At 56.0% G+C, this 14,495-nt stretch carries 7 protein-coding genes; all 7 read right to left on the bottom strand.

From position 1 onward, the window contains the following. Positions 1–33: 33 nt before the first annotated feature. Positions 34–4,560 (bottom strand): non-ribosomal peptide synthetase, encoded by a 4,527-nt coding sequence (locus tag ET33_RS36235; protein ID WP_051775117.1) that lies wholly within the window; start codon positions 4,558–4,560, stop codon positions 34–36. Positions 4,561–4,730: 170 nt separating this feature from the next. Then, positions 4,731–5,465, bottom strand: a complete 735-nt coding sequence (locus ET33_RS05610; RefSeq protein ID WP_051775116.1) for a 4'-phosphopantetheinyl transferase family protein — start codon at positions 5,463–5,465, stop codon at positions 4,731–4,733. Positions 5,466–5,474: 9 nt separating this feature from the next. After that, on the bottom strand, positions 5,475–7,037 hold the full coding sequence (locus tag ET33_RS05605; protein WP_036677587.1) for an esterase/lipase family protein: 1,563 nt from the start codon (positions 7,035–7,037) through the stop codon (positions 5,475–5,477). Positions 7,038–7,111: 74 nt separating this feature from the next. Next, the gene (ectB, locus tag ET33_RS05600) at positions 7,112–8,392 is read right to left on the bottom strand and encodes a diaminobutyrate--2-oxoglutarate transaminase (RefSeq protein WP_036677805.1); all 1,281 of its coding nucleotides are present in this window, start codon (positions 8,390–8,392) and stop codon (positions 7,112–7,114) included. A gap of 892 nt (positions 8,393–9,284) precedes the next feature. After that, positions 9,285–11,594 carry a DUF4962 domain-containing protein gene (locus ET33_RS05590; protein ID WP_036677580.1) on the bottom strand — a complete coding sequence of 770 codons (2,310 nt, stop codon included), beginning with the start codon at positions 11,592–11,594 and terminating at the stop codon, positions 9,285–9,287. After that, the gene (locus tag ET33_RS05585; protein WP_036677577.1) at positions 11,587–13,716 is read right to left on the bottom strand and encodes a heparinase II/III domain-containing protein; all 2,130 of its coding nucleotides are present in this window, start codon (positions 13,714–13,716) and stop codon (positions 11,587–11,589) included. Before ET33_RS05585 ends, ET33_RS05590 begins: the two co-directional genes overlap by 8 nt. Next, complete coding sequence (locus ET33_RS05580; protein ID WP_036677574.1) at positions 13,713–14,480, bottom strand: SDR family NAD(P)-dependent oxidoreductase; 768 nt, start codon at positions 14,478–14,480, stop codon at positions 13,713–13,715. Before ET33_RS05580 ends, ET33_RS05585 begins: the two co-directional genes overlap by 4 nt. Between the last annotated feature and the right edge of the window lie 15 nt (positions 14,481–14,495).

Below are 14,495 nucleotides of genomic sequence, written 5' to 3'. Positions count from 1 at the left end.
TATCTCCTTCCATAATGAACAGTCTAGGTTTGTTTAGAATACAAAATCGATCGCTTCGGCCGAAATCTCCTCCTGCTCCGAGTTTCCGCTCAAGGCTATATCCTTGATTAGGATATAAGGGTGTTCGCAAATCTGGGAAAGAACCCCATTGAAATCTTGAGCGAAATTGTCGATCATATTTTCGCTAAACAATTTTGTGCAATATTCAAAAAGACCGTTCAACGCGCCGTTTTCCAGCGTAATTTCCAAGGTCAGGTCGAATTTGGCGATCGTATGCTTAAACGCATAAGCTTCTGCGGGCAGCTCGCCGAAATGCGTGATGTGGTCGTCCGCATTTTGCAGCACAAACATCGTATCGAACAACGGATTTCGTCCCTGATCCCATGCGACTTGAACTTTTTCGAGCAGCTCTTCCAGCGGGTAATCCTGATTTTCGAAGGCCTGAAGCGTCGTTTCCTTAATCTCCTCGATGTAGGAGAGGAACGGCTTGTCACCCGCCGGATAACTGCGAATCGCGAGCGAGTTGACGAACATTCCGACGATCGGCTCCACATCGGCATGCGTCCTGCCCGCTATCGGCGTTCCGACGATCACGTCCTCCTGCCCCGAATATTTATGCAGCAAAATCGTATAAGCAGCCAGCAGCAGCATGTATAACGTAGCGCCGGTGTCTTCGGCGATTTGCTGCAGTGCTTCGGCTTTCGCCTTGTCCATGACAAAACGAAGCTCGTCTCCCTCATAGCTGCGCTCGGACGGTCTTGCAAAATCCGTCGGCAGCTCCAGCATGGGAAGCTCGCCGTCCAATGCGCTCGTCCAATAAGCCTCTTGCCGTTTCATCCGTTCGCGCTGCGCATCGGATTGCTGCCATACCGCATAATCCTTGTACTGTACCCGCAAAGGTGCTAGCTCTTCCCCATGGTACAGCCGGATCAGTTCGTCCAATAAAATGTTCAAGGAAATCCCGTCGGAAACGATGTGATGCACGTCGAACAGCAAAATTTGCCGTTCCCGGCCGAGCGAAATCAGACCTGCCCGAAGCAAGGGCGGCCGCTCCAAATCGAACGGACGGACATATTGCTGAATGATTTCCCCGGCTTCCTCTTCACCCGCTTGCCCGCTCTCCAGCACAAACTCCACTTCGCGGTATACGCGCTGCACCGGGTCCCCGTTCACCAGCTCGAAGCCGGTACGCAAAGCCTCGTGGCGCGCAATCAATCCGCGAAAAGCTTGCTCCACGCGCTCGCGGTCCAACTGTCCGTCAATGATCAGCGCAACGGGCATATTGTAAATGTGCTCCGCTCCGTCCAATTGACGCAAAATGTAAAGCCGTTTCTGGGCGGAAGATACCGGGTAGTACTCCCTTTCCTCCACCGCCGGGATAGATTCGTACAGGCTCTCTTCCATCTTGGCGATCGCCTGGGCCATTTCCCCCATCGTAGAGAAGCGGAACACGTCCCTCATCGGAAATTCCACATTCATTTCCTTCTGTATTTTGCTCGCCAGAATAGTTGCGCGCAGCGAATGGCCGCCAAGATCAAAGAAATTATCGTTTAAGCCGATCTTCTCCAGGCCGAGCACATCTTGCCAGATCCCGGCCAGCTTGATTTCCTGCGGCTTGCTTGGCGCTTCGTACTCCGCTCCGGTCTGCACGATCCCGTCCGGAACCGGCAGCGCCTTCCGATCGATCTTGCCGTTTGGCGTCAGCGGTAACCGCTCCAGCCTCATCAATCGCGAAGGAACCATGTGCGAAGGCAAGGTTTGTTTCAAATAAGTCTGCAGTTCGTCCAGCTTGAACGTTTCTTCGGCTGCGGCATAGCCCGCCAAATATTTTTGCCCCCGCTCGTCTGTCCGGTCGACCACAATCGCCTGCTTGACGCCTTCGAAACGCAGCATCGCGCTTTCGATCTCGCCGAGCTCGATGCGGAAACCGCGAATTTTCACCTGGTAGTCGATCCGGCCGATAAAGTCTACGTTGCCGTCTTCCATCCAGCGTGCCAAGTCTCCTGTACGGTACAAACGCTCACCCGACGCAAACGGGCTATCCACAAATTTCTCTGCCGTCAGCTCGGGACGGTTCAAATATCCACGCGCCACCCCGATGCCGCCGATACATAATTCTCCGAGAAATCCTACAGGCACGGGATTCATCTGCGAGTCGACGATATAGAACTTCGCGTTCAGCCACGCTTTGCCGATCGGCACGTTGCCCGTATCCGGCAGCTTCGACAACGGCTCGTCATAGAAGCTGGAATCGATGGCGGCTTCGGTGACACCGTAAGCGTTAATAATGCGGAATTGCGAGCCATAGCGCTCCTGCAGCACCTGGTAATCCGTCACGCTGCAGCTGTCCGAGCTCGTGATGAGCAGCTTCATCGAGCTCATATCCAGGCCGTTCTCGGCAACATATTCCATGAACGGAACGATCAGCGCCGGCGTCGATTCGAAGACGGTAATTCCGTAATCACGAATCCACCTGTACATGCGGGCGGGATCGATCCGGTCCTCCTTCGGGCAAATGACCATCGTCCCGCCGTTATACAGCGTCCGCGCCACGTCCCCGACAAAGACGTCGAAGGAGAAGCTGGCGAGCTGCAGCAGCCGCACCGGGGACTCGTCAAGCCGGTATTCCCGTCGGTAGGCGGCCGCCGTATTCGTCAGGCTGCGGTGCTCGATCATGACACCCTTCGGGCGCCCCGTCGTGCCCGACGTATAGATCACGTAGGCCAGATCGTGCGGCTCGTTCACGTTCGGCACATTCGCCGGATCGCCGGCGTACAACGCTTCGTCATCGAGGCAGAGCACGGTCTGCAGCGCAGCATCCTGTGCCAGCCAAGCCTGTACGCGGTCTTTGAGCCCCGTCTGCGTCAGCAGCACGGTCGATGCGCTGTCCTCCAGCATGAACTGGATCCGGTCCTGCGGATAATCGGGATCGAGCGGTACATAGGCCCCTCCCGCTTTCCATACCGCCATCACGCCGACGAGTGTTTCCGTCGAGCGGTCGGCCAATATACCGACGATCGATTCCCGGCCAATTCCGCGGTCTCTCAGCACACCGGCGAGCCGGTTCGCCCGCTCGTTCAGCTCTCCGTAGGTCAACGGCTTGTCCTTATCGACGACGGCGATGTGCTCCGGCGTCTTCGCCGCCTGCTCTTCAAAACGCACATGCAGCATTTGCTCCTGCGAATCGTCTACGGCAGAAGGATTGAAGCGGGTCAAAATGTTTTCTCTCTCTTTGTCGCTCAGCAGGGATAGCTCGCGAAGCGTCTGATCAGGCCGATCCAACATTTGGTTGACAATGGCAAGCAGCTGGTCGACCAGCCGGGATGCTTCGCCGTCATCGTACAATTGGGCCCGGTAGCTGACGTGCAGGTCGATCAGACGATCATCGATAGAATCGTACACGTCCACGAGAAAATCTCCCGCTTCATGGCCGCCAAAATTAGGGCAATGCCGGACGCTCAGGTTATCGTAATGCTCATACCGGAGCGGCAAGTACTCCATCGACACGCGGTATAAATCCTGAACCTCCTGCTTGTTCGGATAAGTCTCCCTCAAATCCTGAATGAGCTGGTTGTAAGGGTACTTTTGGTGGCGCAGATCCGATTTCTGTTCCTTGGAGACGTGATGCAGCAAGGAAAGCAGCGATTGGTCCGGATCGACCGATATTCTGCCGGCAATCGTACTGGCAAACATCCCGAGCGTCTCTTTTTCTTTCTTCGAGGTACGATTGGCCAAAATCGTCCCGACCGAAATGTCCTCATTCCCGGTCGCTTTATACAGATAGACGTACAATACGGTCAAAAACAAAGTAAACAAACTCACGTTGCTCTGCTCGCTAAAGGCCCTTAATTTCTCGTAAAAATCACCGCTAATGACGACGCTTTTTCGTTTTGCCTCGGTGCTTACGGCATGGGCAGAATACGATTTTACCCCCATGACCTCAGGCAAGGTGCGAAACTTGTCCAGCCAATACTCCTTATCTTTCTGGTAACGGTCCGACTTCCCGTATTCCTGGTCGGCATTAATGTAATCCAGGTAAGTGCTCTGCGCACGATGCGCCGGAACGTTGCCTTTTGCAATCTCTATATAATACTCCATGACCAGATGGAGCATCGTATCCGAAGATATGCCATCCAAAATAATATGATTGAATTTGCAAACGACCCAATGCTCGTTTTCGTTAACTTTTAGAATCACAATATGATACAATCGGGGCTCGAACATGCCGATGGGAATCAGGTTGAAACGATCCGTCCACGCTTCCGCTTCCGCATAGCCGTCAACCTCCGCATAGTCGCATTCGGGAACAATATTCGCGGGCTGCTCGAACCATTGCATCGGCTCGTTATTTTCAAACGCAATCCGGATCCGAAACGCGTCATTTTGCCGGATAATATGATAAATCGCCTGCTTTAAAACATCTACGTCAAGGGGTCCTCCCTGTATTTTTAAAGATTCAGAGAGCATGTTTAAGGTGGTATCCGGGTTCATCATTTCCGTGTACCAAATTCTTAGCTGCGCTTGCGTTAATGGAAATCGCTGATTCGTATTCTCGCTCACATGGACACTCCCCTAGTCTAGAAATTCGTTAGTCAGACCACGCAACCCAAGGACGCAGCCGGTGCGCTCTTATGTGCCAGAAGGTGCGAACGCCCGCCGGCTGCTGAGCTTTCTACGCCGAATCGTTACTTTTTGTGGAATGATACGAACAGATGCGCCTTAAAAAATGATTAATACTCGCCGGATTGCGCCACCTGCGGGACAAGCTGCAAGGAGCCGAGCGAGCTCATAAACGTGTCGAACGGCAGGATGACCAGTTCTTCGGCAAAATCACTTTCCTGCCCACACACAGCCAGCTTGTACGGACCGTCCACAGGATACTGCTTGAACCAGTAATCTTTCAAATCCGGGCTATGCAGCAGGATAGGCTTGCCTTCCGACGTTACCCGTACCGCGAAACGGTCCAAAGGAAGAGAAAGTCCGACCCCTCTTTGCTTAATAAAGCTTTCCTTCAAAGTCCACAGATCGTAAAAATAAGACAATCTCTCCGCAAACGGACGCTGCTGCAAATCGTATGCCTCTTCGGGGGCGAAATAATGATAAGACCATGAAAAATCGATGTGCTGCTGCCGTTCGATATCGACGCCAACCGGCTGCTCCGAGATGGCGCACACGACCCATTCGCCGGAATGGGATACGTTAAAATGAACATTCGGAAAACCGTCCAAAGACGGCTTTCCGTAAGCATTATGAATATACCGGATATCCGGGGGGCGAAGTCCCCATTTTTGTCCGATGAGCCACCGTGCCAGCGCTTCCCCGACCAACGTTCTGCACTGGTCCGCAGGCTGCTTCAATCTTGCGGCCTTCGCCTGCTTTTCTTCCGATACGCAATCGTGCAACTGCTGCATGATGCCGGCCTCGGGCTCCCCGGATAACCGGACTGCGTAAACTTCGATCGTCATAGGCGTCGGTTAGTGCCTTCCCCCCTGTTTATCGACATAGACCGAGCGGAGCAGGGATCTTTCGAACGGAACGCCTTGCGCCGTCACACCCTGAACCTCGACGGACGTTTGGTAGACGCCCGGTTCTTGAGCTGCCGTCAAATCCAATTCGTTGTTCGCGCCTGTCGCCGCTTGTTTTTTCAACGATTGAATTTGCTTTTTGCCCGGATTGCCTTGCTCAGGGATAAAGCTCACATTGTAACGAACGTTGAGCTTGTTGGAGGACAACCCGCTGCCGTCGGTTTCTACACGGAATTTTTGCTTGTCTTGTGTCGTCAGCTTGAGCGAGTCGGAAAGTGCCGAATCGTATTGAACCGTCAGCAGATGCGCGCCGGGCTTTTTGGATTGCGCCTGCAGCGTCCACTCGCCCTGTTCCGGCTTGGCGACGACCGCAGTATGGTGCCAGCCGTTTTTGAACAGCTCCTGATCCTGCTCTACCTTGACGTCGACCGTTCTTTTCTCGCCGTTCGGCGCAATCAATTCCAGGCGGTCCGCCGGTTGATCGGCAATCCAGTCGAACGTGATGCTCCGTACGTCATTCTCAACGGGAAAACGCTCGACGGCGGTGCTTTCATGCTTGCCTCCACGGATCAGCGTGCTGCCGGGTTGAACCAGCTCAACCGGTTTCGTTTCCCGCGCCGCACTTTGCCCGCTGCTTACCGGCTCTGCTGCTAATCCGGCTGCAGCCGTCAAATAAGGCTTGATCAGCGGGAATATCGGCGTGCCGTTATGAACTACTTTGTGGTCCCACGGTCCGATCTTCACCATGGTGCCCTTGGGATTGTGGGCGCTGTTGACCGTTACGACACCGTCGTTCGAACCGTATTTCGATAAATACAGCCCTCCAGCGAGGTAAATCAGACTCGAATCGTGCCAGCCGTCGCCGGCGAACGTGTAAATTTTGTTCTTCGAAACGTTGGCATGCGAATCGGTAATCGAACGGAAATAGTTCATATAAGACGTTTGCATGGAGTAGGTGCCCTCGGACTTATATCCGATCAGCTCCGCCAGCCATCCTGCCCAATCGGAGTAGGCCAAATCGGCGAGCTGCGATCCGTGGTGAGGGCTTCCTAAAGTGATAACGTTGGAAACGTACGGATATGCACCGTAATGCACGAGAGCTGTTTGCGAATCGACCCCGCCTTTGCTGTGGGCGACGATCACGAGCTTTTTGCCCGGGAACGCCTTGGAAATTTCCGCGATTTTATCGGCAAGCAGCTTGCCGTTATCCCACATGTTTTTCGACGGGCCTCCCGAATCGTACAGCTCGACGAAAGCGGTTTGATATCCGTTATTGTAAGCCGTTTGGTACATATCGTTCGTTTTGTACCAAGTTCCGGCGTTTGCTGTTAAGCCTTGTACGAACAAAATGACGGGGTAGTTCGGATTCAGGTTGCTCGGTGTGGCGCCGGGCGCCCAAGTTCCGGGAACGCCAGATAAGTTCGGGTCGGGTGCGGCAGCGGAAGCAGGCGCTGCAACGACAGTCCAAAGCAGCAGGCATGACAACAGCAACGTCAGAACTCTTTTATTCATCAATAACATTCACTCCTCTAATAAAATGGTGAACCGAATAAAATTTCGCTACTCCATCATCCACCGGCCAGACTTCAGACCAATTCCGGTTGAAGCAAGTTCGATGCGCAGCATTCCGTTACGGCCTGCTTCAAAATCTCGCAGCCCTTGGCAAGCTCTTCCATCGGAATCGTGAGCGCAGGCATCAGCTTGACGACCGCATCGTTACGTCCCGCCCGCTCGATGATCAACCCGAGCTCATAGCAGCGCGAGGCAATCGCTTTGGAGAGCGTTTCATCCTCGCTGCCCGACGTGTCGATTCCCCAGATGAGCCCTCTGCCCCTTACCGTGAGACGCGAGTCGATCGGCAAAATTTGCTCCTTCAAAAATTGCTCGATGAATTTCGCCTTGCGTTCCGTTTCCGCCTCCAAGCCGGTCTGTTCGCGGAATTCGAGAGCAGCTGTAGCACCGACGAAAGCAAGCTGGTTCCCCCGGAATGTGCCATTGTGCTCCGCCGGCTTCCAGACGTCGAGCTCCGGCTTCAGCAGCAGTATGGACATCGGCAGCCCGTAACCGCTGATCGATTTGGAAAGCACAGCCATATCGGGAACGATGCCTGCGCGCTCGAAGGAGAAGAACGGGCCCGTCCGTCCGCATCCGACTTGGATTTCGTCGCAAATGAGCAAAATGTCGTGACGGTCGCACAAATCGCGAAGCTGGCGGAGCCATTCGATCGGAGCTTCGTTCAGACCGCCTTCCGCCTGGATCGTTTCGAGAATGATCGCTGCCGGTTTAGCGATACCCGAATGGTCGTCCGTCAAAATCGCCTCCATGTATCCGATCGTGTCCAATCCGTCGATAAAGCCTACCGGGAAAGGCATGAAGGTCACGTCGTGCAGCGGAACTCCGCCCGCTTCGCGGTGATACAGGCTGCTGGTGGCGGCCAAGCTGCCGAGCGACATGCCGTGAAACGCGCCGATGAAGGCAAATATGCCGGTCCGGCCCTTTACTTTTCTCGCCAGCTTGAACGCCGCCTCTACCGCGTTGGTTCCCGTCGGACCGCAAAATTGTACTTTGTGGTTCAGACCGCGTGGCTTAAGAATTTTGTCCGAGAATGTCTGCAGAAACGTTTCCTTGGCCGAAGTGTACATGTCCAGCCCGTGGCTGATGCCGTCCGATTGCAAATAATGGATGAGCCGCTCTTTGATAAAGTCGTTATTATGTCCGTAATTCAAAGCGCCCGCGCCGGCGAAAAAATCGATATACGACTTGCCGGACTGTGCATATAGGACGGAGCCTTTGGCACGTACGAAAACGTCCGGAAACGAACGGCAATAAGATCTAACATTGGATTCCAAGGCTTCGAATGTGTTCACTGTCATATCATAATCTCTCCTCAGGTATGATTTATTCTGTTATAAAGTTAGTTAAGGGCTTACCTCCGCGGTGTGGTTCTTAATGTTCGTACCCTCTTTTTGAAGCGCCTGGCATACGGCAATATCGCCTGCAACAAGGGCGGAACCTGGATCACTTATCGATTCGTCATGCTGCAAACTTCCTTCAGGTGTTCCTGTAGGATTCGATGCTTGTTCCGAAAACGGGTCATGCGGTAGACTAAGGAGTAAGGTTTTGTGTGTAGGAATGATGCGGGTGCGGTTTCCTGCTGCGATGAACTGAACGTGGGTTGAACATGATGTTTGAGATGGAGCAGGCTGACTTTAAGCAACCGGCCTCCCATTTTATGGAGCTTTTTTTGCCCGGAGTTTACGAAGGGCAAATGTTTTGCGGCGTCTTCCGTTGTGTGCGAGAGCTTGCATCGGCATTCAAAATCCAAGAAGGCCTTCGTGAGAACATCCGGTCGTCACCCCCTTCTATGTGATTACAAAATAACCAACACTTGCTAATTATATACAATTATTAGGCAAAGATAACATGGTAGTAAAGTCCTATTTTGTAATCAATTATAAACTTTTGTTCAAAAATTAGACATTTTTACAAACGGTTAACAAAGCCTATTCAGAAGATTCGACTTTCATATTCTGATATTTTGTCGACTGATGACAAAAGATGTAGATTATCTGGTTCTCTGCAGCCAAAAAAGAAAAGGCGGTCAATTGACCATCTGTTTTTTTTCGTATATAGCTGACAGACTCGGAGAGCATTTTTTCAAATACTTAATATTTTTTTGCGCAAAAAAAGCTGCCGAAAGGATAATTCGTTATCCTTTTGGCAGCTTTTCGAATTGTTGCCCGGTTATCATCCGAAGGTTTAATATGCCTTCGGCACCTCGACCTTCCGGGTTACCCCGTCCTCCGTAAAATACAAATGGACGCCGTGGTCCTGATCGTCCAGAAAATGCGAGACGTACTTCGGTTCGCCGTGCTTGACGGGCACCAGCAGAGTAACGAGCCGATGGCTGCGCGCTTCCTTCGTCGCCGCTTTCAAGTGCCAGTGGACCGGCAGCCCTTCGTACTCGGACGGATCGACGTCCGTAAATTCGTTGTGCTGCGTCAGCTCCAGCTCGCCGGACGAACAGTAGACGAAACGTCCGTCCATATCCGCCTTGCGGCCCTGCACCTGAAACGATTGTCGGGACAGCTTCATCTCGTACAGCGTATGGAACAGCCACTCAACGCGGCCGGGCCGCTCCAGATCGATCAGATCCGCGACGACGACGAACGACTTCCCGAAAAAGTACAGCTCGCGGACATAACGCTTCAAGCAAGGAACGTAATGCCGATAGGCCGCCGTCGCATTGCAGCGGGAATAGCCGTAACCGTCCCGCTGTTCCGCTGCCTCGACGGTGCCAGAGGCCGCCATCGCCAGCACTTTATCCGTTCCGGCGTATTGGCCGAGCCCATCCACGAGAATATTGTTGGTGGAACGCGTCTGCCTCCGCCAGTTCCGGTGCATCGTGCTGCCGAAAGCGACATAATGGCCGCTCTCGATGGCAAGCGGCTCGCCGTAGGCATGCAGCAGGAAGCCGTTCTGATCGCCGTGGCTGTGGCTGACGGAACCGTACTTGCTGCTTTTCGTCAGCAGCATGATATAGCGCTCCGGATCGGCCATATTCCCATGGAAGGCGACCCAACCGACATCCCGGAACCATTTGACCGGCTCGATCGACGCTTCCGTCGGCGGAGTCGGCTCGATTACCGGGTAATCGTGGCGGTACACCATTTCGTCAAACCGGAAATCCCACCAGCCGTAATTGTAAAATTTCATTTCCGAGTCTGTATCGATCTCCTTGACCCGCTCGAAATACCACTGATACAGACCGCTCCCGGTCACTCCGGCAAACTGGCGGATGTTGAAGGCGGTCTTCAAGCTGACGGGATCGCCGAGCGTGGACTGGTCGCCGAAGCTGGCGCGCAGCGTATCCGGACTGAAGCAGTACAACGGAAAATCGCCGGTTTTGGTGAAAAACGGACGGCGGTAAAAATCGATGCCGGTGTAGTTTTTGAGCAGATTGAACGCTTCCGTCACAAACGCCATGCCGGTCGTCCAGTACATCGGACCTTCCGCCCAGCCTCCGTCTACGCCTCCCCACGGTGTGTACAGGTTCGCGTAATACTCAAGCGTATAATCGAGCCACTCCTGCGCCTGCGGCTCCTCCCCCAGCAAGGCGATGCTGCAGGGCACCATCACGCTGGACAACGAGCGTACCGCGTGACTGTCGAACGGGACGTGGTGGATTTTGGAGCGCTCCATCACGTGATACGCCACGAGCCCCGTTCGCGTAAGCAGCGAGCCGCGGACAAGCTCGCGCTCCGCTTCGCTTAACGTGTCGTACAGCCAGTCATAACCCCAGGCGAGCGCCCCGGCTACCCGAAACGACGCTTCGTCGTTGTAATCGCGCGAGGTCGTTCCTTCGGGATTCCAGCCGGCCACGTGCAGCAGCCACAGCTTCGCGCGTCTGATGAGCGCCTCATCCTCCAGCACGACGCCGGCTACGGCCAAATGCCGGATGGCGTACAGCGCTTCCTGACAATCCAGGTACATGTTCCGCCACAGGCTCGCGACCCTTTTGTGGTCCGGATACGGCTGCGGCTCCGCAATAAGCTCGCGCCCGATCCATGGCTGGACGGAGCGCTCGTAGAACGTCTCCCAGCCGCAATAGGATGGATCTTCCTTCACCCTGCGGCGGAAGTCCGGCAGCTCGGAAGCCTGAAGCCACAGCCGCGGATGTGCCGCCGAGGCTTGCGCATAGCGGCGGTCCGGCGACAGCAGCGGCGTCTCGGGCAGCCCTTCGGGCACGGCAAAGCGCCGTACCCGGCTCCAGGCCGTGCGGCCCGCTTCATTGTCCGTCAGCAGTGCATACCGCCAGTAATACGTGCCCGGCTCCAGCGGACGGTCCGGCGTATACAAATTATACGAAACAGGCCCGACCGTCTCCGTCTCCTCCTCCACAAATGCTGCGCTGGGGGAAATTTGCAGCACGTACCGGTCGTGCTCCAATTGCGCCGGAATCCAGGTAAATCGGGGCGGATTTTCGGTAAGGACAGTCTGTTCGTCCGGTGCGTACTGCACGGTCAACACCCCGCTCTGCGGCTCGTATAACGGTACCAGGCTACTCATGGCGCTCCCCTCCTATGACAGTTAGTCCCTGCTCCGTAAGCTCGCAGGTTCGAACTTCCCCTGCCGATTCCACTTGAACCGCGCCAAGGCCAAGGGATGTCTCCTTCAAGGCCGTCCGTTCTCCGGCGCTGTACACGTGAACAAAGCGCGCGCTTCGGTCATACCGACGATGAAGCAAAGCGATTAGCGGCCGGCTCGGGTCGACGCTGGTGCCCGGAGTCCGTACGGCATAGGCTTCGTCTCCCGGCCGAAGCAGCGCCGTATGATAAATCCGCCCGCCGCCCGGCACCTTGTACGACAGCCTCAGCTCCCCCCCTGAGCCGACGGAGGCCGCAGCCTCGTAACGCTTAACGACCGGCAGGCGCTGCCATTCTCCCTCGATCGCCAGCGGGTAGACGCCGCCTTCGTCCGGCACTTGCTCCGGTCTGGTCTCGATGCCGGTACGAGCCGCTTCTTCCTCAGCCGGCACGACCGGGTGCATCCACCATTCGATCGATGCCTCTCCCCCTGCCGTTACCTCAAACCAGTCCAACAGCCATCGATCGGTCAGCAGCAGGTGCCGGTCCATCCGGCAGCCTGGGTACGCTCCTTCCGACCGCAGCCATACGTAAGTATAGGCCGCTGTCTCCTCGAACCGGAGGCAGCTTCCGGTGTGGGCCGCCTGCGATGCTCCGCCGAGCGATACGGTGTTATGGCTTGCCGTTTCGGCGAACCACTGCTTGCGGAGGTCCGACCCGTAAGGCACCATGCCGAAGTCCGGCGTAAACACCGTCTCCCGGTGCATGAGCGTCAGATGAAGCTTGTCGTAGTGGCCGTGAGAGCCTCCGTGCGGTCCGAAATCGGCCAGAAACGACAATGCGTTTGACGGCCTTCGGCCTAGGATAAATCCGGAGTCAGGGAGCAATCTGGAGCACCGCTGCAGCCTCGTTTTTTCATCGTCCGCCCCATTCGTTTCCGCTTCTATCCTTCCGAAGAACCGGTGTGCGGCAGGCTCTTCGCCTTCGCCGTACAGCAGCGCCTCAAGCTGGCAGCGTGCGCCGTCCGGACCGCCCATCTGCCGGTACGCTTCGCGCAGGATCGGCACGATCCCCGGCTGACAGTATCGGCTCAGGCCGATCTCCATGATCTCGGCGATTTCCCTGGCATAGGGCAGCCGTTCCATCGGGCCGTCATGCAAGGCGGGCAGCACGCCACGGTCGTCGGCGAGTGCGGCCAGCACGTCGAACATGCCCGCCATCGATTGACCCGCCGTGCCTTCGGCGTGGTACAGATCGACGCCGAAACGCTCCGCCATTTCCGCCGAGATCAAGTACGCCCGCAGAACAAACACGTGATAGTACGTGCTGCCTTCGAACTCCATCTGGTCCGGCTTGACGCCCATGGACAAATGATGCTTCCAGCCCCCTTCGCCCGCGATCAGGGCAAGCAATCCGCCACGATCGCTCTTCACCGCGTAGATGCACGAAAGCGAAGCGTTAAGCCAAGCCGTGTAATTGTTCTCCGCATTGCCCCGTTCGTGAATCAAAATGCGGCGGTATTCCGTCATACTTGCCTCCAGCAACCGCAAGCAGCCGTCGATCGCCTCACGCTCGGGCACCGTCCAAGTCACGCCTTCGTCGCTTAGCAGCAAGCAGGCGCGAAGCAGCGTCGTCGACCAGATCGCTTCCGTCAGCGCCTGATGAAACGCCCGGCCCTTCAGCATCCACGGCTGAGCGTCCGGATGCACCGGGTAATCGGGAAACTGGCGCGCATACCCGGCAATGATCCGCTTCGCCAGCAGCGCATAGGCAGCTTCGCGCGAAGCCGCATAGACCACCGCCGCTTGAAGCGCGACGCGGGCCAAGGACTGGTGCTTGAACGCCAGCCAAGCCCCGCGGTACGCTTCGCCCTCGACCAAGCAGCCGTGCGGGCAGCGGAACGCGTGCGCATCCCGTTCGGCGGGATCGAAAAGCAGCTCCGTATGGTGACGCGGGCACACGTATTGGTGCCACCAGCCTCCCGGCTCCACGGGAATATGCAAGCTGTCCGCCGCTTCCAGCCGATCCAGCTCCCCCTTGAGCTCGGCCAGTACCCGCCTCCCCCAGGCGCGCGTTTCGGTTTTATTCCGGATTCCCGTACTCATCGCATCATCATCCCGCCGTTGATCTCAATCGTTTCGCCGGTCAAATAAGAGGCTAGATCGGAGGCCAGGTACAGGACGGCGCCCGCCACATCCTCCGGCGTCCCTTCCCGCTGCAGCGGGATTCCGGTCACCGTCGCTTTGCGCGCTTCGTCCGTCGTAAAGGTCGCATGGAACATCGTGTTGCCGATAAAGCCGGGAGACACGAGATTGACCGTAATGCCGCTGGACGCCGCTTCCTTGGCGAGTCCTTTGGAATAGGCGGATACGGCCGCCTTGCTTGCGGCATAAATGCTCGAACCCGGCCCGCCTCCGTTATGGGCTGCAACGGACGACATGTTAATGATGCGACCCGCCCCTTTCGCCTTCATCCCCGGGAGGACGCGCTTGCACATGAATACCGTGCTTTTCAGATTGACATCCATGATCTGCTGATACAATGGTTCGGTCATGTCGATGTTCGGCTGGCGCTTCACCAGATGGCCGGCGTTGTTGACCAAAATATCGACCGTTCCGCCGAACGCCCGCTCGACCTCCGATACGAGACGGTCGATCTCCGTCGCGTCCGTCACATCGGCCTGGACGAGCACCGCTTCGCCTCCGGCCGCCCGGATGGCGGCAACCGTCTCTTCCCCCTGCGCCATATTGCGCAAGCAGTTGACGCCTACCTTGGCGCCGCTCGCAGCTAGCGCGATCGCAATCGCGCGACCGATCCCTGCGTTAGAGCCCGTAACCAGAGCCACTTTTCCCGTCAAATCGATTTTCATCTGAATCTCCTCCGC

Source organism: Paenibacillus tyrphae (assembly GCF_000722545.1).
Lineage (GTDB): Bacteria > Bacillota > Bacilli > Paenibacillales > NBRC-103111 > Paenibacillus_G > Paenibacillus_G tyrfis.
This window is presented reverse-complemented; position numbering and strand designations above follow the sequence as displayed.